At 53.0% G+C, this 20,774-nt stretch carries 35 protein-coding genes and 1 tRNA gene; 35 read left to right on the top strand and 1 reads right to left on the bottom strand.

Features of this window, described 5'->3' with window-relative positions:
• The first annotated feature begins 87 nt into the window (after positions 1-87).
• The 35 genes from rpsL (at position 88) to rplQ (ending at position 19,979) form a co-directional block, all read left to right on the top strand.
• Entirely contained in the window at positions 88-486 is a 399-nt protein-coding gene (gene rpsL / locus NY406_RS10215) for a 30S ribosomal protein S12 (protein ID WP_069811012.1), read from the top strand.
• Positions 487-510: 24 nt separating this feature from the next.
• Positions 511-981 carry a 30S ribosomal protein S7 gene (gene rpsG, locus NY406_RS10210; protein ID WP_260534133.1) on the top strand — a complete coding sequence of 157 codons (471 nt, stop codon included), beginning with the start codon at positions 511-513 and terminating at the stop codon, positions 979-981.
• Positions 982-1,021: 40 nt separating this feature from the next.
• Positions 1,022-3,136: an elongation factor G gene (gene fusA / locus NY406_RS10205; RefSeq protein WP_260534131.1), complete on the top strand. Its 2,115-nt coding sequence runs from the start codon at positions 1,022-1,024 to the stop codon at positions 3,134-3,136.
• Positions 3,137-3,187: 51 nt separating this feature from the next.
• The gene (tuf, locus tag NY406_RS10200) at positions 3,188-4,369 is read left to right on the top strand and encodes an elongation factor Tu (protein ID WP_260534128.1); all 1,182 of its coding nucleotides are present in this window, start codon (positions 3,188-3,190) and stop codon (positions 4,367-4,369) included.
• A 77-nt stretch (positions 4,370-4,446) separates the two neighbouring features.
• Positions 4,447-4,758 (top strand): 30S ribosomal protein S10, encoded by a 312-nt coding sequence (rpsJ, locus tag NY406_RS10195; RefSeq protein WP_012501438.1) that lies wholly within the window; start codon positions 4,447-4,449, stop codon positions 4,756-4,758.
• 34 nt (positions 4,759-4,792) lie between these two features.
• Entirely contained in the window at positions 4,793-5,422 is a 630-nt protein-coding gene (gene rplC / locus NY406_RS10190) for a 50S ribosomal protein L3 (RefSeq protein ID WP_260534126.1), read from the top strand.
• Between the two features lie 18 nt (positions 5,423-5,440).
• Positions 5,441-6,067, top strand: a complete 627-nt coding sequence (gene rplD, locus NY406_RS10185; RefSeq protein WP_260534124.1) for a 50S ribosomal protein L4 — start codon at positions 5,441-5,443, stop codon at positions 6,065-6,067.
• 33 nt (positions 6,068-6,100) lie between these two features.
• A complete protein-coding gene (rplW, locus tag NY406_RS10180; RefSeq protein WP_260534122.1) occupies positions 6,101-6,412 on the top strand; it encodes a 50S ribosomal protein L23 in 312 nt (103 codons plus the stop codon).
• A 30-nt stretch (positions 6,413-6,442) separates the two neighbouring features.
• Complete coding sequence (rplB, locus tag NY406_RS10175; protein WP_260534120.1) at positions 6,443-7,282, top strand: 50S ribosomal protein L2; 840 nt, start codon at positions 6,443-6,445, stop codon at positions 7,280-7,282.
• A gap of 33 nt (positions 7,283-7,315) precedes the next feature.
• Positions 7,316-7,612 (top strand): 30S ribosomal protein S19, encoded by a 297-nt coding sequence (rpsS, locus tag NY406_RS10170; RefSeq protein ID WP_069811004.1) that lies wholly within the window; start codon positions 7,316-7,318, stop codon positions 7,610-7,612.
• Between the two features lie 30 nt (positions 7,613-7,642).
• Positions 7,643-8,002: a 50S ribosomal protein L22 gene (rplV, locus tag NY406_RS10165; protein ID WP_260534117.1), complete on the top strand. Its 360-nt coding sequence runs from the start codon at positions 7,643-7,645 to the stop codon at positions 8,000-8,002.
• A gap of 15 nt (positions 8,003-8,017) precedes the next feature.
• Positions 8,018-8,782: a 30S ribosomal protein S3 gene (rpsC, locus tag NY406_RS10160; RefSeq protein ID WP_260534115.1), complete on the top strand. Its 765-nt coding sequence runs from the start codon at positions 8,018-8,020 to the stop codon at positions 8,780-8,782.
• 48 nt (positions 8,783-8,830) lie between these two features.
• A complete protein-coding gene (rplP, locus tag NY406_RS10155) occupies positions 8,831-9,250 on the top strand; it encodes a 50S ribosomal protein L16 (protein WP_260534113.1) in 420 nt (139 codons plus the stop codon).
• A 30-nt stretch (positions 9,251-9,280) separates the two neighbouring features.
• On the top strand, positions 9,281-9,487 hold the full coding sequence (gene rpmC / locus NY406_RS10150) for a 50S ribosomal protein L29 (protein ID WP_260534110.1): 207 nt from the start codon (positions 9,281-9,283) through the stop codon (positions 9,485-9,487).
• A gap of 66 nt (positions 9,488-9,553) precedes the next feature.
• Positions 9,554-9,823, top strand: a complete 270-nt coding sequence (gene rpsQ / locus NY406_RS10145) for a 30S ribosomal protein S17 (protein WP_260633796.1) — start codon at positions 9,554-9,556, stop codon at positions 9,821-9,823.
• A gap of 34 nt (positions 9,824-9,857) precedes the next feature.
• A complete protein-coding gene (rplN, locus tag NY406_RS10140; RefSeq protein WP_260534108.1) occupies positions 9,858-10,226 on the top strand; it encodes a 50S ribosomal protein L14 in 369 nt (122 codons plus the stop codon).
• 10 nt (positions 10,227-10,236) lie between these two features.
• A tRNA-Gly gene (locus tag NY406_RS10135) sits at positions 10,237-10,309 on the top strand.
• A gap of 33 nt (positions 10,310-10,342) precedes the next feature.
• Entirely contained in the window at positions 10,343-10,585 is a 243-nt protein-coding gene (gene rplX, locus NY406_RS10130) for a 50S ribosomal protein L24 (RefSeq protein ID WP_260534105.1), read from the top strand.
• A gap of 60 nt (positions 10,586-10,645) precedes the next feature.
• Positions 10,646-11,233 (top strand): 50S ribosomal protein L5, encoded by a 588-nt coding sequence (gene rplE / locus NY406_RS10125; RefSeq protein ID WP_317618651.1) that lies wholly within the window; start codon positions 10,646-10,648, stop codon positions 11,231-11,233.
• A gap of 19 nt (positions 11,234-11,252) precedes the next feature.
• A complete protein-coding gene (gene rpsN / locus NY406_RS10120; RefSeq protein ID WP_260534103.1) occupies positions 11,253-11,522 on the top strand; it encodes a 30S ribosomal protein S14 in 270 nt (89 codons plus the stop codon).
• Between the two features lie 65 nt (positions 11,523-11,587).
• Positions 11,588-11,983 carry a 30S ribosomal protein S8 gene (rpsH, locus tag NY406_RS10115; RefSeq protein WP_260534101.1) on the top strand — a complete coding sequence of 132 codons (396 nt, stop codon included), beginning with the start codon at positions 11,588-11,590 and terminating at the stop codon, positions 11,981-11,983.
• A gap of 29 nt (positions 11,984-12,012) precedes the next feature.
• A complete protein-coding gene (gene rplF / locus NY406_RS10110) occupies positions 12,013-12,552 on the top strand; it encodes a 50S ribosomal protein L6 (RefSeq protein ID WP_260534099.1) in 540 nt (179 codons plus the stop codon).
• 59 nt (positions 12,553-12,611) lie between these two features.
• On the top strand, positions 12,612-12,971 hold the full coding sequence (gene rplR, locus NY406_RS10105; protein WP_317618650.1) for a 50S ribosomal protein L18: 360 nt from the start codon (positions 12,612-12,614) through the stop codon (positions 12,969-12,971).
• Positions 12,972-12,994: 23 nt separating this feature from the next.
• Positions 12,995-13,513 carry a 30S ribosomal protein S5 gene (gene rpsE / locus NY406_RS10100; RefSeq protein WP_260534097.1) on the top strand — a complete coding sequence of 173 codons (519 nt, stop codon included), beginning with the start codon at positions 12,995-12,997 and terminating at the stop codon, positions 13,511-13,513.
• 18 nt (positions 13,514-13,531) lie between these two features.
• Complete coding sequence (rpmD, locus tag NY406_RS10095) at positions 13,532-13,717, top strand: 50S ribosomal protein L30 (RefSeq protein WP_010933824.1); 186 nt, start codon at positions 13,532-13,534, stop codon at positions 13,715-13,717.
• Between the two features lie 33 nt (positions 13,718-13,750).
• The gene (gene rplO, locus NY406_RS10090; protein WP_260534094.1) at positions 13,751-14,311 is read left to right on the top strand and encodes a 50S ribosomal protein L15; all 561 of its coding nucleotides are present in this window, start codon (positions 13,751-13,753) and stop codon (positions 14,309-14,311) included.
• Positions 14,312-14,329: 18 nt separating this feature from the next.
• Positions 14,330-15,655, top strand: a complete 1,326-nt coding sequence (gene secY / locus NY406_RS10085) for a preprotein translocase subunit SecY (RefSeq protein ID WP_260534092.1) — start codon at positions 14,330-14,332, stop codon at positions 15,653-15,655.
• Between the two features lie 14 nt (positions 15,656-15,669).
• A complete protein-coding gene (map, locus tag NY406_RS10080) occupies positions 15,670-16,443 on the top strand; it encodes a type I methionyl aminopeptidase (RefSeq protein WP_260534090.1) in 774 nt (257 codons plus the stop codon).
• A gap of 60 nt (positions 16,444-16,503) precedes the next feature.
• Entirely contained in the window at positions 16,504-16,722 is a 219-nt protein-coding gene (gene infA / locus NY406_RS10075) for a translation initiation factor IF-1 (RefSeq protein ID WP_010933820.1), read from the top strand.
• Positions 16,723-16,834: 112 nt separating this feature from the next.
• On the top strand, positions 16,835-16,951 hold the full coding sequence (rpmJ, locus tag NY406_RS10070) for a 50S ribosomal protein L36 (protein WP_010933819.1): 117 nt from the start codon (positions 16,835-16,837) through the stop codon (positions 16,949-16,951).
• A gap of 35 nt (positions 16,952-16,986) precedes the next feature.
• Positions 16,987-17,364, top strand: coding sequence for a 30S ribosomal protein S13 (gene rpsM, locus NY406_RS10065; RefSeq protein WP_069810989.1), 378 nt, complete (start codon positions 16,987-16,989; stop codon positions 17,362-17,364).
• Between the two features lie 28 nt (positions 17,365-17,392).
• Positions 17,393-17,794: a 30S ribosomal protein S11 gene (rpsK, locus tag NY406_RS10060; protein WP_411267110.1), complete on the top strand. Its 402-nt coding sequence runs from the start codon at positions 17,393-17,395 to the stop codon at positions 17,792-17,794.
• 36 nt (positions 17,795-17,830) lie between these two features.
• Positions 17,831-18,442, top strand: a complete 612-nt coding sequence (gene rpsD, locus NY406_RS10055; RefSeq protein WP_260534084.1) for a 30S ribosomal protein S4 — start codon at positions 17,831-17,833, stop codon at positions 18,440-18,442.
• A 29-nt stretch (positions 18,443-18,471) separates the two neighbouring features.
• A complete protein-coding gene (locus NY406_RS10050) occupies positions 18,472-19,458 on the top strand; it encodes a DNA-directed RNA polymerase subunit alpha (protein ID WP_260534082.1) in 987 nt (328 codons plus the stop codon).
• Between the two features lie 47 nt (positions 19,459-19,505).
• On the top strand, positions 19,506-19,979 hold the full coding sequence (rplQ, locus tag NY406_RS10045) for a 50S ribosomal protein L17 (protein ID WP_260534079.1): 474 nt from the start codon (positions 19,506-19,508) through the stop codon (positions 19,977-19,979).
• A 60-nt stretch (positions 19,980-20,039) separates the two neighbouring features.
• On the opposite strand, the gene rsmG is transcribed toward rplQ, so the two are convergent.
• Positions 20,040-20,693 (bottom strand): 16S rRNA (guanine(527)-N(7))-methyltransferase RsmG, encoded by a 654-nt coding sequence (gene rsmG, locus NY406_RS10040; protein WP_260534077.1) that lies wholly within the window; start codon positions 20,691-20,693, stop codon positions 20,040-20,042.
• Positions 20,694-20,774: the final 81 nt, after the last annotated feature.

The raw sequence follows: 20,774 nt of genomic DNA, 5'->3' as shown, positions 1-20,774 counted from the left end.
TAATTCTTTTACTTTGGTCGTCCTTATGGTTTTCCCTGAATGATTTTTCATCGAAAGTCTCAAACGAAATAGAAAAGAGTTTACTGTATGCCGACGATTCAGCAGCTTATCAGGCACGGAAGAAGTATGAAGGCGTCAAAGACCGCCTCACCGGCTCTGGAAAAATGCCCTCAGAAAAGGGGTGTTTGCACCCGTGTCTACACGACTACCCCAAAAAAGCCGAACTCCGCGCTTCGCAAGGTCGCTCGTGTCAGGCTGTCCAACAAGATTGAGGTGACGGCTTACATTCCGGGCGAGGGTCATAACCTCCAGGAGCACTCCATTGTGCTGATCCGTGGTGGAAGGGTGAAGGATCTTCCTGGTGTCCGTTACCATATCGTTCGCGGCTCACTCGATACGTCGGGCGTCGCTGACCGCAAGCAGAGTCGCTCCAAGTACGGAGCCAAGGTTCCGAAGCCCGGTGCTGCTCCTGCAAAGAAGAAATAAAACTGAATCTTAACTCGGATTATAATGGCAAAAAAGAGTTCCGGATACGGACTGCGCGGCGGCGATTTTCGTTACAATGATGAGACGGTTGCTCGCCTGATCAATGCAATCATGCTTGATGGCAAAAAGGTTGTGGCGACCAAAGTCGTGTATGACGCTTTTGATATTATTGCGAACAAGGTTGAGAGTGGCGATGCTCTTGAGGTTTTCCGCAAGGCGATGGGCAATGTCGCTCCGCTGGTCGAGGTTCGCAGCAAAAGGGTTGGTGGTGCTACCTACCAGATTCCGATGGAGGTTCCGGCTTCCAGGAGAACCGCGCTGGCTTTCCGCTGGATCAAGCAGTTTGCCACTCGTCGTGGGGGTCGTTCGATGGCCGAGAAGCTCGCTGCTGAGTTGCTCGATGCTTCCAACGAGCAGGGTGCTTCGGTAAAGAAGCGCGACGAGGTGCATCGTATGGCTGAGGCAAACAAGGCATTTGCTCACTTCAGGTTCTGAGTCTGTAGGCAAGAAGGAATTACTTAAAAACGATCGATTTATGGCACGGCAGGTTGCGTTAGATAAAGTCAGGAATATTGGTATCATGGCCCACATCGATGCGGGCAAGACCACGACTACAGAGAGGATTCTCTATTACACGGGTCGCCTGCACAAGATGGGTGAGGTGCACGAAGGTGGCGCCACCATGGACTGGATGGAGCAGGAGAAGGAGCGTGGTATCACGATTACCTCCGCTGCGACAACCTGTTTCTGGACTCCGAAATACGGCAATTACGCCGGTGTCAATCACAGGATCAATATTATCGATACTCCTGGCCACGTCGACTTCACGGTCGAGGTGGAGCGTTCCCTTCGCGTGCTCGATGGAGCGGTTGCGCTGTTCTGCGCTGTAGGGGGTGTTGAGCCTCAGTCTGAAACCGTCTGGCGTCAGGCTAACAAGTATGGTGTTCCGAGGATCGCCTATGTCAACAAGATGGATCGCGTCGGCGCGAACTTCTTTGAGACTGTCAAGGCTATTCGTGAGCGTCTCGGCGCCAACCCGGTACCGATTCAGATTCCGATCGGCCAGGGCGAGATCTTCGCCGGCTTTGTCGATCTGATCCGCATGAAGGGGATTATCTACGACAAGGAAGACGGTAGCACCTACACCGAAGTTGATATTCCGCACGATCTTGAAAACGAAGCTCGCACCTGGCGCATCAACATGCTTGAAGCTGTCTCCGAGCTCGACGAAACCCTTCTTGAAAAATATCTGAACGGTGAGGAGATTACTGAAGAGGAGATCCGCACCGTGCTTCGCCAGGCGACCCTGAACGTGACCATCATTCCGGTGCTCTGCGGTTCGTCCTTCAAGAACAAGGGCGTGCAGTTCATGCTTGATGCCGTGATCGATTACCTGGCTTCGCCGGTCGATGATGGTGAAGTGGAGGGCCACGATCCGAGAACCGAAGAGCCGATCGTCCGTCAGCCGAAAGACGAGGAGCCGTTCGCTGCGCTTGCTTTCAAGATTGCGACCGATCCTTTCGTCGGCAAGCTGACCTTCTTCCGTGTCTATTCAGGCGTGCTCAATGCCGGCAGCTACGTGCTCAACTCGATTACCGGCAAAAAAGAGCGTGTTGGTCGCGTTCTGCAGATGCACTCCAACAAGCGTGAAGAGCGTGATGCTGTGTATGCAGGTGACATCGCTGCTGCCGTCGGTCTCAAGGATGTGAGAACCGGTGATACGCTCTGCGACGAAAACAAGCCTATCGTACTCGAAAAAATGGTGTTCCCTGAGCCCGTCATCGAGATCGCGGTCGAGCCGAAAACCAAGGCGGATAATGACAAGCTCGGCATTTCTCTTGCCAAGCTTGCCGAAGAGGATCCGACCTTCAGGGTGAAAACTGATGAGGAGACCGGTCAGACGCTTATCGCGGGTATGGGTGAGCTTCATCTCGAAATTCTGGTTGACCGTCTGAAGCGCGAATTCAAGGTCGAGGCCAACGTCGGTCAGCCGCAGGTTGCCTATCGCGAAACCATTCGCGGTACGGTTGAATACGAAGGCAAGTTTGTTCGCCAGTCTGGCGGTAAAGGTCAGTTTGGTCTGGTTGTGCTCCGGGTTGAGCCGCTCGAAGAGGGCAAAGGCTATGAGTTTGTCGATGAGATCAAGGGCGGCGTGATTCCGAAAGAGTATATTCCCGCAGTCAACGCAGGTATCCAGCAGGCAATGAAAGACGGTGTCGTCGCCGGCTTCCCGATGCAGGATATCAAGGTCGCGCTGATCGACGGTAAATACCACGAGGTTGACTCTTCAGAAATGGCTTTCAAGATCGCAGGTTCAATCGGCTTCAAGGGAGCGGCCAAGAAGGCCAATCCGGTACTGCTCGAACCGATCATGAAGGTCGAGGTCATCACTCCGGAAGAGTATCTGGGCGATGTGATGGGCGATCTCTCGGGACGTCGCGGTCACATCGAAGGTATGGGCCAGCGTGCTGGTGCCCAGTTTGTCAGCGCAAAAGTGCCGCTGTCTCAAATGTTTGGCTACTCGACTGATCTGCGTTCCATGACCCAAGGCCGCGCGAACTACTCGATGGAGTTCGAGAGCTATCGCGAGGTTCCTCGCAACATCGCCGAAGCACTGCAAGAGAAGAGGGTTGGCAAGGATTCCGAATAACAGTTTTTCATCACCGCATCACTAAACAGATAACCGACAGGGAGAAGAGTTATGGCTAAAGAGTCATACAAGAGGGATAAACCCCACGTAAATATTGGTACAATCGGTCACGTTGACCACGGTAAAACCACTCTTACCGCCGCAATCACCAGCGTTCTCGCCAAGCAGGGCATGGCCGCTTTCCGTGAGTTTGGTGACATCGACAAGGCTCCGGAAGAGAGAGAGCGCGGTATCACCATCTCGACGGCACACGTCGAATATCAGACCGCAAACCGTCACTACGCTCATATCGACTGCCCCGGTCACGCTGACTATATCAAAAACATGATTACCGGTGCTGCCCAGATGGACGGCGCTATCCTCGTCGTTGCCGGTACCGACGGCCCGATGCCCCAGACCCGTGAGCACATCCTGCTTGCCCGTCAGGTGAACGTTCCTGCGCTGGTCGTCTTCCTGAACAAGGTTGATATTGCTGATCCGGAACTTCTCGAGCTGGTCGAGATGGAGCTTCGTGAGCTCCTTACCGAGTACGGTTTCCCTGGCGACGATATTCCGATCATCAAAGGTTCCGCTCTTGCTGCTCTCAATGGTGATCCCGAAGGCGAGAAGCAGATCATGGAGCTCATGGATGCCGTTGACAGCTACATTCCGCAGCCTGTCCGCGACGTTGACAAGCCGTTCCTGATGCCGGTTGAAGACGTGTTCTCCATCTCTGGTCGCGGTACCGTTGGTACTGGCCGTATTGAGAGGGGCCGCATCAAGGTTGGTGACGAAGTCGAGATCGTCGGTATCAAGCCGACCGCAAAATCAGTTGTTACCGGTATCGAAATGTTCCAGAAGACTCTCGATGAAGGTCAGGCTGGTGACAACGCAGGTCTGCTTCTCCGCGGTGTTGACAAGAATGCGCTTGAGCGCGGCATGGTTATTGCTAAGCCAGGTTCGATCACCCCGCACACCAAGTTCAAGGCTGAGGTTTACATCCTGAAGAAGGAAGAGGGTGGTCGTCACACTCCGTTCTTCAATGGCTACCGTCCGCAGTTCTACTTCAGAACTACCGACGTTACCGGTTCGGTGACCCTTCCTGAGGGTGTCGAAATGGTTATGCCTGGTGACAACCTCTCCGTCGATGTCGAGCTGATCGCTCCTATCGCCATGGAAGAGAGCCTCAGGTTCGCTATCCGCGAAGGCGGCCGTACGGTTGGTGCCGGTTCGGTAACCAAGATCGTCGAGTGATCGATTGATTGTTATCCCGGGGCGAGCCATCGCACTCGCCCCTTTTTTATTGAAACCATCGAAACAGGGATAGACCAGTGGCTGTTCAGCAAAAGATCAGGATCAAGCTCAAGTCGTACGACCATAGCCTCGTTGATAAATGGGCTTTAAAGATTATCGATGTGGTCAAGCAGACGGATGCCATCATTTTTGGCCCCATTCCGCTGCCCACGAAAACTCATGTTTATACGGTCAACCGTTCACCTCACGTGGACAAGAAATCTCGTGAGCAGTTCGCATTTTCATCGCACAAGAGGTTGATCGAGATCATCAACCCGACGGCAAGAACGATCGATATGCTCATGAAGCTTGAGCTTCCGAGCGGCGTTGATGTGGAAATCAAGTCATAAAGTGTTTTAAAGTAAATAGAAAAGCTAATCGGATATGGGTGCGATTCTCGGGAAAAAAATCGGCATGACCCGTTTATACAATGATAAACGTGAAGCTGTTCCCTGTACGGTGATTCAGGCCGGACCGTGTTATGTGACTCAGGTAAAGAGCACGGAAAAAGATGGCTACGAAGCCTATCAGCTCGGCTTTGGCGAGCGTGATGAAAAAAAGGTCTCCAAGCCTCTGGCAGGCCACTACAAAAAAGCTGGCAAGAATCCCGGATACATTCTGTCCGAAGTCAGCAAGAGCCTGATTGCCGGGGAACTCGAAGCTGGCGCTACCGTGCCCGTCGATGTCTTCAAGGAAGGCGATAAGATTGATGTGCTCGGTGTCACCAAGGGTAAAGGTTTTGCCGGTGTCGTCAAGCGTCACAACTTCGGTGGCGGCTCCAGAACGCACGGTCAGTCCGACAGGCTCAGGGCTCCGGGTTCGGTTGGCGGTTCGTCCGATCCTTCGAGAACCTTCAAGGGCACCAGAATGGCTGGCAGAATGGGTGGAGAGAACAAGACGGTTCAGAATCTCGTGATCGTCAAGGTGATGCCCGAGTCGAATCTCATCGTCGTCAAAGGCGCTGTGCCCGGCCCGAAGAACTCCTATGTCAAGATTGTTTCAAAAACCAAGTAAACGGTGAGTGCAGAGAACATGGAATTAAAAGTGCTCAATATAAAAGGCGCAGAAACCGGTGAAGTGGTTACGCTGAACGATGAGATTTTCGCCGTTGAAGTTTCTGAACATGCTATGTACCTGGATGTGAAGGCAATTCTTGCCAATCGCCGCCAGGGCACCCATAAAGCCAAAACCCGCGCCGAAGTTCGCGGTGGCGGCAAGAAACCGTTTCGCCAGAAAGGCACCGGTAATGCTCGCCAGGGTTCAACCCGCTCCGGCCTCATGGTCGGCGGTGGCACTATTTTCGGCCCACAGCCTCGCACCTACGAGCAGAAGGTCAACCGCAAGGTCAAGCAGCTTGCCCGCCGTTCGGCGCTGAGTGCCAAGGCCGCTGCCGGTCAGATCGTTGTGGTCGAGGATTTCAGTTTTGAGGCGATCAAGACCCGTCCGGTTGCCGATATGCTTAAAAATCTTGGTCTTGCAGAAAAGAAGACCCTGCTCATGATGCCGCATCACGACAATGTGGTCAGCATCTCCGGCAGAAACATCGAGAAACTCAACATCATGGTCGCCGATCAGGCTTCGACCTACGATATTCTCAACAGCCAGGCCGTGCTCTTCCAGAAGGCCGCCCTGCAGAAAATAGAAGAAACATTAGGGTAATTACCGTTTGCCAGTAAAAAGGAGAAGATTGCAATGAAAAACCCGTTGCTGCGGCCGTGGCTGACTGAAAAGAGCACGAAACTTACCGAGCAAAAAGGCCAGTATGTGTTCCAGGTCAAGATGGATGCCGACAAGTTCGATATCAAGAAAGCCGTCGAAGAGAAGTTCGGTGTCGATGTCGTTTCCATCCGCACCATCAACTGCCTCGGCAAGTCAAAGCGTCAGTACACCCGCAAAGGACTCATCGCCGGCAAGAAGAGCGACTGGAAAAAAGCGATCGTGACCCTTGGCGACGGCCAGACGATCGATTACTATGCCAAGCCGGCTGAAAAGAGCGAGAAATAAGATTATCAACTGGATAAGATAAATAGTACGATGGCAGTCAGGAAATTAGCGCCGGTTACTCCGGGCACGAGGTTCGCCTCATATGCAGGTTTCGATGAGATCACCAAGAGTGCTCCCGAGAAAAGCCTTCTTGTGCCGATCAAGAGGACCGGAGGACGCAACAGCAACGGTCGCGTGACCTCTCGCCACATGGGCGGCGGTCACAAGAGGTTCTACCGTATCATCGATTTCAAGCGCAACAAGGACAACGTGCCTGCAAAAGTTGCCGCGATCGAATATGACCCGAACCGATCAGCAAGGATTGCACTTCTTCATTATGTTGACGGAGAAAAGCGTTATATTCTCGCTCCCAAAAATCTGAAGGTCGGCGACCGAGTCGAGAGCGGCGAAAAGGTGGATATCAGGGTTGGCAATACCATGCCGCTGAAAAACATCCCGATCGGTTCCGATGTACACAATATTGAGCTGAAGATCGGAAAAGGCGGACAGATGGCAAGGTCAGCCGGCGCATATGCCGTGCTTGCCGCTCGTGAAGGCAACTACGCAACCCTGAAGATGCCGTCAGGTGAAATCAGGAAAGTTCGCATCGAGTGCCGCGCAACTATCGGCGTTATTGGAAATGCTGAGCACGAGAACATCAGCCTCGGTAAAGCAGGACGCAGCCGCTGGCTCGGTATTCGTCCCCAGACCCGCGGTATGGCCATGAACCCGGTCGATCACCCGATGGGCGGTGGTGAAGGTAAATCGAAGTCCGGTGGTGGCCGCAAGCATCCGAAGTCGCCATGGGGTCAGCTTGCAAAGGGTCAGAAGACCAGAAACAAGAAAAAAGCCTCGACGAAGCTGATCGTTCGCGGCAGAAAAGCCAAGTAACATTGCTGTAATAAACAACAAGCAGAGAGAATTATGCCAAGATCATTGAAAAAGGGCCCGTTCATCGAATTCAAGCTGGAAAAGCGGATCCTTGATATGAACAGCAAAGGTGAGAAGAAGGTTGTAAAGACCTGGTCGAGAAGCTCGATGATCTCTCCTGACTTTGTCGGTCACACCGTAGCGGTTCATAACGGCAAGACCCATGTGCCGGTGTACGTCAGCGAAAACATGGTTGGCCACAAACTTGGCGAATTTGCTCCAACCAGGTTGTTCCGCGGCCATGCGGGCGGCAAGGCTGAAAAGGGCGGTTCGGCACCCAGGAAAAAATAATCTGAATAACGCGGAAAGGTAAGAGATATCATGCAAGCTAAAGCAATTTTACGGCATACACCGACGTCGCCCAGAAAAATGCGGCTCGTGGCCGGCCTTGTTCGTGGCAAGCAGGTCGATCAGGCGAAAGCCATCCTGCACAACTCCACCAAAAGCGCTTCCCGTAACGTGATGGTTACGCTCAAATCGGCTGTGGCGAACTGGTCGCAGCTCAATCCTGACGAAAGGCTCAGCGATAACGAGCTGTTCGTCAAAGCGATCTTCGTCGATGAAGGTCCTTCGCTCAAGAGGCTCCTGCCGGCTCCGATGGGCCGCGCCTACAGGATTCGCAAGCGCTCGAATCACCTGACCATCGTCGTGGACAAGGTTGAGAACAAGGTAACCAAATAAAACAAGGAGATAGCATTGGGTCAGAAAGTAAATCCAACTGGATTCAGACTGGGAATCATCAAAGACTGGACTTCCCGCTGGTACGATGACGGACCGGTTATCGCCGAAAAGATCAAGCAGGATCAGGTTATCCGCAACTACGTCCAGGCAAGGCTGAAAAAAGAGAAGGCCGGTATTGCCAAGATTGTTATCGAGCGCACAACCAAGCATATCAAGATCAATATCTATGCGGCTCGTCCGGGTGCTGTCGTTGGCCGCAAGGGTGAAGAGATCAACAACCTTTCCCAGGAGCTGACCCGCATCACCGGCAAAGAGGTCAAGATCGACGTCGTCGAGGTGATCAAGCCGGAGATCGAAGCGCAGCTCATCGGCGAGAATATCGCTTACCAGCTCGAAAATCGCGTCTCTTTCCGCCGCGCCATGAAGATGGCGATCCAGCAGGCTATGAGGGCAGGCGCTGAAGGCGTAAGGATTCGTTGCGCAGGCCGTCTTGGCGGCGCTGAAATCGCCCGGGCAGAGCAGTACAAAGAGGGCAAGATTCCGCTTCACACGCTCCGTGCCAATGTCGATTACGCAAGCGTGACCGCTCACACCATCGCCGGTGCTATCGGTATCAAGGTTTGGGTTTACAAGGGCGAGGTTCTCGTTCAGAGGCTCGATGCCATCGAAGAGGAAGAGATGAAGAAAATGCAGGAACGCCGTGGTGATTCCCGTGGCAGAGGTGGACGTGGCGATGCTCGTGGAGCCAAGCGCCGCCGCCGTCCGGCCAAGAAAGCCTGACCTGACACAAGTACCATATAATTTGAAACTGAGAATGGAGTTGCCGGTATGTTAATGCCAAAGAGGGTTCAATACAGAAAGACGCAGCGTGGCCGCATGAAGGGCAACGCCCAGCGTGGAACAGCGGTGACGTTTGGCTCCTTCGGCCTGAAGGCTATGGAGCCGGCATGGATCACCAGCCGCCAGATCGAAGCCGCTCGCATCGCTATGAACCGTTATATGAAGAGGGACGGAAAAATCTGGATCAGGATTTTCCCTGACAAGCCGGTTTCCAAGAAGCCTGCGGAAACCCGCATGGGTTCCGGTAAAGGTTCACCGGAGTTCTGGGTTGCCGTCGTCAGGCCGGGCCGCGTGATGTTCGAGGCTGATGGTGTGCCGCGCGAAGTCGCTGTCGAAGCGTTCAGGCTTGCTGCAAAGAAGCTGCCGATCAAAACCAAGTTCATCGTCAGGCCAGATTACGAAGGATAACGTGCAATCTAACCGCCAGAGAAGCGTATTATGAAAAACTATGAAATAGCGGCTATGGACAAGAAAGAGCTCCTCTCAAAGATTGAAGAGCTCGAAAACAGACTGGCCGATCTCAACTTTTACCAGGCGATCGAACCGGCGCAGAACCCGATGGTGTTCCGTAATTCGAAGCGGGATATCGCCCGGATGAAAACCAGGCTCACCCAGATCGACAGGCAGGAAAAAAGCAACGCCTGACAAGTGGGTGCGTCAGTAAACAATAACCGGTTTCAACAAGAAGAATAACAAATGGACAACGCAGCAATGTCAAGTAGAGCTGAAACAAGGGGCAGAAAAAAGAGCTGGTTGGGCAAGGTTGTAAGCGATAGCATGGATAAGGGTATCGTTGTTGCCGTCGAGCGCAGGGTTCAGCATCCGGTCTACAAGAAGTACTTCAAGAAGACAACCCGTCTGATGGCTCACGACGAGAACAATGAGGCCGGTGTCGGCGATCTGGTGAGGATCACCGAATGCAGGCCGCTCAGCAAGAACAAGAGTTGCCGGCTTGTTGAAATCGTCGAAAAGGCCAAGTAACGGATTCACTATCATTTAAAGGGGTTAATGCAGGATGATCCAGAAAGAAACTAATCTGGTTGTCGCCGATAATAGCGGAGCGAAAAAAGTACGGTGCATTCATGTCTTCGGTGGTACCGGCAGGCGTTATGCCGCGCTTGGGGACCAGATCATGGTATCGGTCAAGGCTGCGGTTCCTGGTGGCGTCGTCAAGAAAAAAGATGTCTGCAAGGCAGTTGTGGTCAGGTGCGTCAAGGAGCAGAAAAGAAAGGATGGCTCCTATATCAGGTTTGACGAAAATGCTGTCGTGCTGCTCAACGCACAGGGCGAGCCGAGAGGTACCCGTATTTTTGGCCCGGTGGCACGCGAGCTTCGCGACAAAAAATATATGAAGATCGTTTCGCTGGCTCCAGAGGTTCTCTGAGAGCCGATCAGCGGGAGTAACTCAGCTGGTAGAGTCACAGCCTTCCAAGCTGTTGGTCGCGGGTTCGAGTCCCGTCTCCCGCTCACGTTCAAGAATTACTATCATACAGGTCAATCATGAAAACTGGTATCAAAAAGGTCAAGCTCCACGTCAGGAAAAACGATGAGGTAACGGTCATTGCCGGTAACGACAAGGGCAAGTCAGGCAAAGTCCTGAAAGTGTTCCCTCAGAAAGGCCGCGTGATTGTCGAGGGCGTCAACATCCGGAAGCGCCACATGCGTCCGACCCAGGGAACGCCCCAGGGATCGATCATCGAGCGCGAGTTTCCGATTCATGCCTCGAACGTCAAGAAGAGCTGAGAGAGATTTCGTTAAAAGGCAGGATGACCAAGACCATCCTGTGAAAAATTACAAGCAAAGATGTCAAAAAAAGAGAGTGTAGAGCAGGAAGTTGCAATGCCTGCCCGCCTTGAGGTTTACTACCGTGAGACCGTCGTTCCGAAACTGATGGAGCGATTCAAGTACAAGAGCATCATGATGGTGCCCCGCCTTGAGAAGATTTCGGTGAACATTGGTGTCGGTGAAGCCGCACAGGAGCCGAAGCTGCTCGAAACCGCCATGCAAGAGCTTGGCCAGATCACCGGCCAGAAGCCGCAGGTTCGCAAGGCCAAAAAGGCTATTTCGAACTTCAAGCTTCGCGAGGGACAGGCTATCGGATGCCGCGTTACCCTTCGCCGCAAGATCATGTTTGAGTTCATGGATCGCTTTATTTCGGTCGCTGTGCCGAGGATCCGCGATTTCCGTGGCCTGAGCGACACGAGTTTCGATGGCCGTGGAAACTATAATGCAGGTATCCGCGAACAGATTATCTTCCCTGAGATCGACATCGACAAGGTACCGAGAATCAACGGTATGGATATCAGCTTCGTCACTTCCGCGAAAACGGACGAAGAGGCCTACGAGTTGCTCAGCCTGCTCGGCATGCCGTTCAAGAAAAAGAACCAATAAATCATAGCCCTGTACCAAGATGGCAAGGAAAAGCATCATTGCACGAAACGAAAAGAGGAAGAAGCTCGTCGAAAAGTATGCGGCTAAACGTGAGGAGCTGAAAGCGGCAGGCGATTACCAGGCGCTGAGCAAGCTTCCGAGAGACAGCTCAGCTACGCGGGTTCGCACCCGTTGCGTCCTGACCGGACGTGGCCGCGGCAACTACCAGAAGTTCGGACTTTGCCGCCACATGTTCCGCAAACTGGCCCTCGAAGGAAAGCTTCCCGGTGTCAGAAAAGCGAGCTGGTAAGCGCGCCTGCGGAGACCAAGAGAAAGATGTCTGTTCATTTACGAATGTAACCAACTGTTAGAGCCATGCCCGTAACGGATTCCATAGCCGATTTCATCACCCGGATCAGAAACGCCGGTAGTGCAAAAAACAAGACGACCGATATTCCTTATACCAGAGTCAAGGAAAATCTCTCGAAGCTTCTTCTTGAGAAAGGATACATCAAGAACTACACGGTGATCACCTCCGAGCAGTTCCCTTTCATTCGTGTCGAGCTGAAATACATGCAGGATGGCCAGCACGCCATCAAGGAGATTAGCCGGGTCAGCAAACCTGGCCGCAGGGTTTATCAGGGCAAGGATATCAAGCGATACCTCGGCGGGCTTGGTCTGTTCATCCTTTCGACCTCGAAAGGCATCCTGACCGACAAGGAAGCGCGCGAGCAGAACGTCGGTGGCGAGGTGCTGTTCCGTATTTATTAATTTCATAAGCCAAAGAGCATCAGTTTACCATGTCAAGAATAGGAAAAATGCCAATCAGGCTCGCTGATCAGGCTAAGGTCGAGGTCAAGGAGAATATGATCAACGTGACCGGTCCGAAGGGAGCGCTTTCCCAGGCTCTGGTCGATGAAGTTATCATTTCGGTTGCCGATGGCGCCGTGACCGTCCAGAGAAAAGACGACAGCAAGCGCGCTCGTGCCATGCACGGTCTGTACCGTATGCTGGTGAGCAACATGGTCGAGGGTGTGACCAAAGGGTTCACCCGCAAACTCGAGATGTCCGGCGTCGGTTACCGCGCTGAGCTCAAGGGTGACCTCTTGGCGCTGACCCTCGGATACTCGCACATGATCTACTTCCAGGCTCCTGCCGAGATCAAGATTGAGGTGCCGGATCCGACCACCGTTCTTGTCAGCGGTATCGACAAGGCTCTGGTTGGCCAGATCGCCGCCAAGATTCGCTCCTTCAGGAAACCGGAGCCATATCGCGGCAAGGGTATCAAGTACGAAGGCGAAGTCATCCGCCGCAAGGAAGGCAAGGCTGCCGGCAAGTAAGCCGTTGCGCCGCATGAGCGAAACAAGTCAGGTAAAAAACATTTATACGGTTAGAGATAATGAGCCAAGTAGATAAAGCTGCCCGCAGGCAGAAAATCAAGGCACGCAGCAGGGCTGTCGTGCGTGGCACCCAGGAAAGGCCAAGACTGTGCGTTTTCAGGAGTCTTTCACAGATCTATGCGCAGCTGATCGACGACGAGAGCGGCAAGACCCTCATGGCAGCATCGACTATGTCGAAAGAGAATGCCGGACTTACCGGTACCAAATCCGAGGTGAGTGCAGCGATCGGCAAGCAGATTGCCGAGAAGGCTCTTGCACAGGGTATTTCCAGTGTCGTCTTCGACAGAAACGGATTCCGGTATCACGGTCGCATCAAGGCCCTGGCCGACGGTGCCCGTGAAGCAGGCCTGATCTTTTAAAACTTTTCAAAGAGAGAACGTACATGTCGAAAAAATCTGACAGGAATATCAAGCCCGGTGAGTTGAATCTGAAAGAGAAGCTGGTGCACATCAACAGGACCGCCAAGGTGGTCAAGGGCGGCAAGCGCTTCGGTTTCAACGCTATTGTGGTTGTCGGTGACAAGGAAGGTCATGTTGGATACGGACTCGGAAAAGCGAACGAAGTTCAGGACGCTATCGCCAAGGGCGTAGAGGATGGCAAGAAGAATGTCATCAAGGTGCCGATCGTCAAGGGAACCATTCCCCACCCGATTGTCGCCAAATACGGTTCGGCCAAAGTGCTGATGAAGCCGGCTACCCCTGGTACCGGACTGATCGCTGGCGGCGCAGTCAGGGCCGTGCTTGAAATGGCTGGCATCCATGATATTCTGACCAAGTCTCTCGGCTCCTCCAATCCGCACAACGTGGTCAAGGCAGCTATCAAGGGACTTCAGAGCATCTCTGACGCCAACGATGTGGCAGAGCGCCGCTCGAAGAGCCTGAAAGAGGTATTTGAAAGCTAAACAGGAGACAAGGTGATCATGAGCGAGAAAATGATAAAGGTTACCCAGGTGCGCAGCGTTATCGGCGGCACCAAGAAGCAGAAAGATACGATCAAGGCTCTCGGTCTGGGAAGGCCGAACCACAAGGTCGAAATCAAGGACAACGCCTGCACGAGAGGGCAGATTCGCGTCGTCCAGCACCTTGTCAAGGTTGAAGAGCTTTAACAGAATCAATAAAGACAGTCGGGAATCAAAGCAATGGATTTAAGTTCACTCCGCCCTGCCAAAGGCGCAGTCAAGGCAAGAAAAAGGGTCGGTCGCGGCCCCGGTTCAGGTAATGGTACGACAGCGGGCAAGGGCAACAAAGGCCAACAGTCGCGCAGCGGCTACCAGCGTCCGGTCATCGAGGGTGGTCAGATGCCGATCTACCGCAGGCTTCCGAAATTCGGTTTTACTCCGCCCAACAGAAAGGCTGTGGCTTGCATCAACGTCGCCCAGATCCAGATGTGGATCGAGAAAGGGCTTGTTGGCGAAGAGATCAGCGTTCTCGATCTCAAGCACCTGTGCAACGCCAGCAACCAGGAGTATTTCAAGGTTCTCGGCAACGGTGAGCTTACTTCAGCAGTGACCATCACGGCACACTTCTTCAGCAAGAGTGCCGAAGAGAAGATCACCAAGGCTGGCGGCAAGATCGTCAAAGCGTACCGCACCCTCGAAGAGGCTGCCAAGGTCAACGGTCTGCCGTTTGAAGAGGCTCTTTTGACTCCTAAAGCCAAAGTTGTCAAGGTCAAGAAAGAGAAGAAATCGGTCAAGTCTTGAATCAGGGAATGAGCTGCCATGAAGCTTACTGAGAGTATCAGGAATATCAATAAAATCCCGGAGTTAAGGCAGCGTATACTGTATACCCTCCTGCTTCTGTTTGTTTACAGGCTGGGATCGCATATCACCATCCCAGGGGTTGACGCCTCTGCGGTAGCGAGTGCAACCACCTCTCATTCAAACGACCTGTTCGGTCTGTTTGACCTGTTTGTTGGAGGCGCGTTTGCTCGCGCCTCGATCTTTTCTCTTGGCATCATGCCGTACATCTCGGCCTCCATCATCATCCAGTTGCTTGGCGCGGTGACTCCTTATGTGCAGAAGCTCCAGAAAGAGGGTGAAGAAGGGCGTCAGAAGATCAACCAGTATACTCGCTACGGCACGATTCTTATAGCGTTGCTGCAGGCGTGGGGCGTGAGTGTCAACCTTTCGAGTCCATCATCGTTCGGCAAGGTGGTTGTGCCCGATCCGGGTTTTTTCTTTACCATCACTGCGGTCATTATTCTCACTGCCAGCACCGTGTTCGTTATGTGGCTTGGCGAGCTGATCACTGAACGAGGGATCGGAAACGGCATATCGCTGATCATCATGATTGGTATCTTGGCAAGGTTCCCGGCCTCGCTGGTTGCTGAAGTCCAGTCGGTTTCGTTTGGCAACAAGAACTGGATTGTCGAGATCGTTATTATGGCGGTGATGGTGGCCATTGTGGCTATCGTCGTACTCTTGACCGTCGCCACGAGAAGGATTCCCGTACAGCATGCCAAACGCGTCGTTGGCCGCAAGGTTTACGGCGGCGGTACGCAGTACATCCCGATGAAGATCAACACGGCGGGCGTCATGCCGATCATCTTTGCCCAGTCGATCATGTTTCTGCCCAGCACTTTCCTTTCGTTTTTCCCCGAGAGTGAGGCGATGCAAAAGGTTGCGGCCGCGTTCGCCTACGACTCATGGTTTTACGCAGTCGTCTTCGGTCTGATGATCGTCTTTTTCACCTATTTCTATACGGCTATCGCCTTCAACCCGAAAGAGGTTGCCGATACGATGCGCCGTCAGGGTGGGTTCATTCCGGGCGTCCGTCCCGGCAAGAGCACCGAAGAGTTCATCGACAACATTCTGACCCGGATCACCCTTCCAGGTGCTATCGCCCTTGCAGTAATCGCCGTTTTGCCGACCTTCCTGACCAAGTTCGCCAATGTGACTCCCGGGTTCGCTCACTTTTTCGGCGGCACAAGCCTGCTCATCGTCGTCAGCGTTGGACTCGATACGCTTCAGCAGGTTGAGAGCCACTTGATGATGCGTCATTACGACGGATTCATGAAGACGGCCAAGGCGCGAGGACGCCGGTAAGCAAGAGGCGGGTCATGATCACCATCAAGAGCGAACGGGAAATAGAACTGATGCGGGAGGCTGGAGGACTGGTCGCCCGCGTGCTTGACATGCTGGAGAGCGAGATTGGACCTGGTATTTCAACCAAGCGCCTTGACGAGCTTGCCGAGCAGTTCATCAGAGATCATAACGCTGTACCGAGTTTTCTGAATTACGTTCCGAAGGGCGAGTCTGGCGTGACTCCTTATCCGGCGACGCTTTGCGTTTCAATCGATGAGGAGGTTGTTCACGGTGTGCCGAGTGCAAAGCGCATCATTCGCGAAGGAGAAATCGTCTCGGTCGATTGCGGAGTATACAAGAGCGGTTATCATGGAGATTCAGCGCGGACGTACATCATCGGCGAGGTCGATCCTGCGGTGCGGCAACTGGTTGATGTTACCCGCGAGTGTCTGGAGCTTGGCATCGAGCAGGCCGTCGAGGGAAACCGCCTGCATGATATTTCGGCAGCAATTGAAAAGCATGCACGCTCATTTGGCTACAGTGTGATCGAGAATATGGTTGGCCATGGCATCGGCAGCGAATTGCATGAAGAGCCGGCCGTACCGAATTACGGAAGACCTCATACCGGGGTGAAGCTTCGTTCTGGAATGACGCTGGCCATTGAGCCGATGATCGCGCTCGGGCGTTCCCGCTGGGCGGTCAGCAAGCGGGGTGCCTGGGCCGCGGTGACCGAGGATGGAAGCTATTCAGCCCATTTTGAGCATACCATCGCCATCGGGAAAGGTCAGGCGGAAATCCTGACGAAGTAACGCAGGCAGGGCAAGCATCAGAATCATATTCATAACGATCAGAAAGCGGAGAGATACACATTGGCCAAGGAAGAATCAATCGAGGTGGAAGGCGAAATTCTTGAAGCCCTTCCCAATGCACAGTTCAGGGTCAAGCTTGAAAACGGTCTTGAAGTGCTTGCTCACGTATCGGGCAAAATCAGGATGCACTATATCCGAATCCTTCCCGGCGACAAGGTCAAGGTTCAGATTTCGCCTTATGACTTGAGCAAAGGCAGGATTACCTATCGGTACAAGTAAAAAACAGAAATAATCGTCCTTTATCCGGTTGATTATTAAGGATGTATTTATTACATTACATGCCTTTTCATATTTTGGACAGACCGGACAATCATAGCATGTGGGGTTTACCATGAAAATATATTCGTCTATCAAAAAACGTTGCGAGCACTGCAGGATTATCAAGCGCAAAGGAAAACGATTTGTGATCTGCAAGGTGAATCCGAGCCACAAGCAGCGCCAGGGGTGATCTTCAGGAACAATCAACAGATTTGAGAAAAAAATATGAGGTTAGCTGGGGTTAATTTGCCATTGAACAAGCATGCGGTCATCGGCCTGACCTATGTTTATGGCATCGGGAAAACATCCGCCAAGAACATACTCGCCAAAGCCGGCATCGCTCCTGAAAAGAAAATCTCCGAGCTGAGTGACGAAGAGGCGCACGCCATCAGGGAAATTATCGGTAACGAGTACACGGTCGAGGGTGAAGCTCGCGCTGAGCAGCAGCTCTCCATCAAGCGTCTGATGGATATCGGATGTTACCGTGGTCTTCGCCACCGCCGTTCACTTCCAGTCCGCGGCCAGCGCACCAGTACCAATGCTCGTACCAGAAAAGGCAAGCGCAAGACGGTTGCCGGCAAGAAGAAGGCAGGCAAGAAGTAATGCCCGGAGCAATCAAGCAACAAGAGAGATAAAACACCGACAGACTCATGGCAACAGCGAGCAAGAAAAAAAGAAAGTCAAGGTTACCCCAGAAGGTACCGTCCATATCAAGGCTTCGTTCAATAACGTCATGGTGACGATTACCGATACACTCGGCAATACGGTCTCATGGTCGAGCGCCGGCAAGAACGGCTTCAAGGGTTCCAAGAAAAATACCCCGTACGCATCGCAGGTCACTTCCGAGGCGGCTGCCAAGGAAGCGTTTGACCTTGGTATGCGCCACGTTGATGTGTTCATCAAAGGCCCCGGCGCGGGTCGCGATGCCGCCATCAGGGCGCTTCAGGGCGCGGGTCTGGAGGTTAAGACTATCCGCGACATTACGCCTCTGCCGCACAACGGTTGCAGGCCGCCCAAGCGCAGAAGGGTCTGACGGTTATTATCAAGAATTATCAATGAAGCAATTGCTATGGCACGATTCAGAGGCTCAATTACCAAAGTATCACGCAGGTTAGGGATAGCGCTTTCTCCCAAGGCGGAAAAATATCTCGAAAGACGTCCGTATGCTCCCGGCGAGCACGGCCAGTCCCGCAAGGGCAAAGTGTCGGAATATGCACTGCAGCTCCGAGAGAAGCAGAAGATGAAATATCTTTATGGTATCCTCGAAAAGCAGTTCAGAAACTATTATAAAAAAGCGGTTGCCCAGCGAGGTGTTACCGGCGACAACCTGGTGAAGCTTCTCGAAAGGCGTTTCGATAACGTTGTTTATCGTTGCGGATTTTCTCCGTCGCGTGCAGGTGCCCGTCAGCTCGTTTCTCACGGTCATCTCCTGATCAACGGGAAGAAGGTCAATATTCCTTCCTATCTCGTTGCCCCTGGCGACCAGATCGAGTTCCGCCAGAAAAGCCGCAATCTCGACGCTGTAGCTGATTCGCTGAACAAGGCGTCCGAGTCGAGGATTCCCGCATGGATCCAGGTGGACAAAGCCAACAAAAAAGCTGTATTTCTTGCAGTTCCCGAGCGTGTCGATGTACAGGAGCCCTTTAACGAACAGCTTGTTGTTGAGTTGTACTCCAAGTGATTTTTTTGAATCCTTAAGGTAGCAAGACTATGATATACCAGATGCAGATGCCTGCAAAGATCGATGTGGATGAAGCGACCCACACCGGCAGTTTCGGGCGTTTCATCGCCCAGCCGCTGGAGAGGGGATACGGAGTTACGCTGGGCAATGCCATGAGAAGGGTTCTGCTGGCCTCTCTTCCCGGAGCGGCAATCACCGGGATCAAGATCGATGGGGTTTTTCACGAATTTTCAACGATTGAGGGCGTTCGCGAGGATGTACCCGAGATTGTGCTGAACCTGAAGAAGGTTCGTTTCAGGTCAAGCTGCAAGCGCAGTTGCAAAACAACCCTGACGCTTGCAGGGCCGAAAGATTTTGTTGCCGGAGATATCGTAGCCCAGAATGGCGAGTTCGAAGTGCTCAACAAGGACTTGCATATCGCCACGATCAATTCTGAGGCAACCGTTACCATCGACATCTATGTCGGACGGGGACGCGGTTACGTCCCTGCCGAGGAGAATCGTAGCGAAGGGATGCCGATCGGCTTTATTGCCATCGACTCGATCTTCACTCCGATCAGGAATGTCAAGCTGACCGTCGAGAACACTCGCGTTGGCCAGCGTACTGACTATGAGAAGATGGTTCTTGATGTTGAAACCGACGGCTCGATTACTCCCGATGACGCGATCAGCCTTGCCGGCAAGATCATCAACGATCATATCTCTTTTTTCGCCAACTTCTCTCCGACTGAAGAGGAGTTCTCCGAGGAGGAGTACAAGCAGCTCGACGACGAGTTCGAAAGCATGCGCAAGCTCCTGCAGACCAAAATCGAGGATCTGGATCTTTCGGTTCGTTCGCACAACTGCCTGAGACTCGCCGAAATCGATTCGCTTGGTGACCTGGTTTCCAGAAGGGAAGAGGAGCTGCTCAACTACAAAAATTTCGGCAAGAAGTCGCTGACCGAACTGAAGGAACAGCTTGAAAAGTTCAACCTCAAGTTCGGGATGGATATCACCCGTTACCAGATGAAGGGTTGAGATAGGCCATTTGTTTTATTGAACATCAATGAGAGCGGAAACAAGAAATGCGTAAAGTCAAGCCAGCAAGAAAACTCGGGAGAACAAGCGCCCATAGAAAAGCAACCCTGTCGAACCTTTCGACGCAGCTGCTGATCCACAAGCGTATCGAAACCACCGAGGCGAAAGCCAAGGAAACCCGCAAGGTTGTAGAGAAGATCATTACCAAGGCGCGCAAGGGAACCCACCACGCCCAGCGTGAGATTTTCGGTGCCCTTCGTGACAAAGAGGCCGTCCGTGAACTTTTCGAAGAGATCGTGGGCAGAATCGGCTCGCGTAACGGCGGATACACCCGCATTATCAAACTCGCTCCGCGCTGTGGCGATGCCGCCAAGATGGCCGTCATCGAGCTGGTGGATTATGCCGAGGTGCCGTCCGTTGCGCCGGTAGCCGCCAGGCAGGATCGCGCAAAGCGCGTCAAAGGCTCCAAGAAAGCCGAGGCCGGATCGAAGGAAAAAGAGGGTGGTGAGGCTGCCGAATAAAGGTGACACCTTCTCAGATTGCAAAAAACACGGTAGTCATCGTTCGCTCGATCTTTTCGATCACCAGCGGGCGATGACTATCTGCTTTTCCGAGAACATCGGATCAATCTCTCCTATCGGAAGCTGATCCACTGAGGCGGGGAATCCCAGATGCTTCTCCCTTGACAGCACCGCTTCGGCAATCTCTTCATTGAGGCTGCCGCCTTTGAGGCAGATGAGTACCCCATCGCGTTTGAGCAGCCTGGCGCTGTAGGCGCATAACTCTTCGAGTGGCGCAACCTGACGGCTGAGCACTGTGTCAAAGATCACACCTTTCAGCTCCTCGACTCTTGAATGCAGGGCAATGACGTTTTCGATGCCAAGTTCCTTGATCATTGCTTTGCAGGCCGCGATCTTCTTGCCGGTAGAATCGACCAGCAGGAATGAGGCTTCAGGAAAAAGGATGGCCAGCGGAATGCCTGGCAAGCCGCCGCCGGTGCCGAGGTCGAGCACCTTTTCGCCGGGTTTGAAGTCGTGGATGCGTGCAATGAGCAGCGAATGAAACACATGCTTGACGATGACCGGCGCATGTTCCTTGCGGCTGACGAGGTTTACCTTGAGGTTCCAGGCTTCGAGAAGTCCGGCATAGCGAGCCAGAAGCTTCAGAGCATTTTTGGTGACAGGGATGCCGTGCTGACGGCAGAGTCCTTCGAGCAGGTGCAGGTCATTCTGCATGACGAATAGTTCGGCTGCGATGGTGATGAAAACGCGTACAACAGGAAAAAACGACATTTTAACGCCAATGGCAAATGTTCT

Origin of the sequence: Chlorobaculum sp. MV4-Y, from assembly GCF_025244685.1 — a bacterium.
Taxonomy (GTDB): Bacteria; Bacteroidota; Chlorobiia; order Chlorobiales; family Chlorobiaceae; genus Chlorobaculum.
The sequence above is the reverse complement of the archived record's forward strand: the minus strand, read 5'-3'. Positions and strand labels throughout refer to the sequence as shown.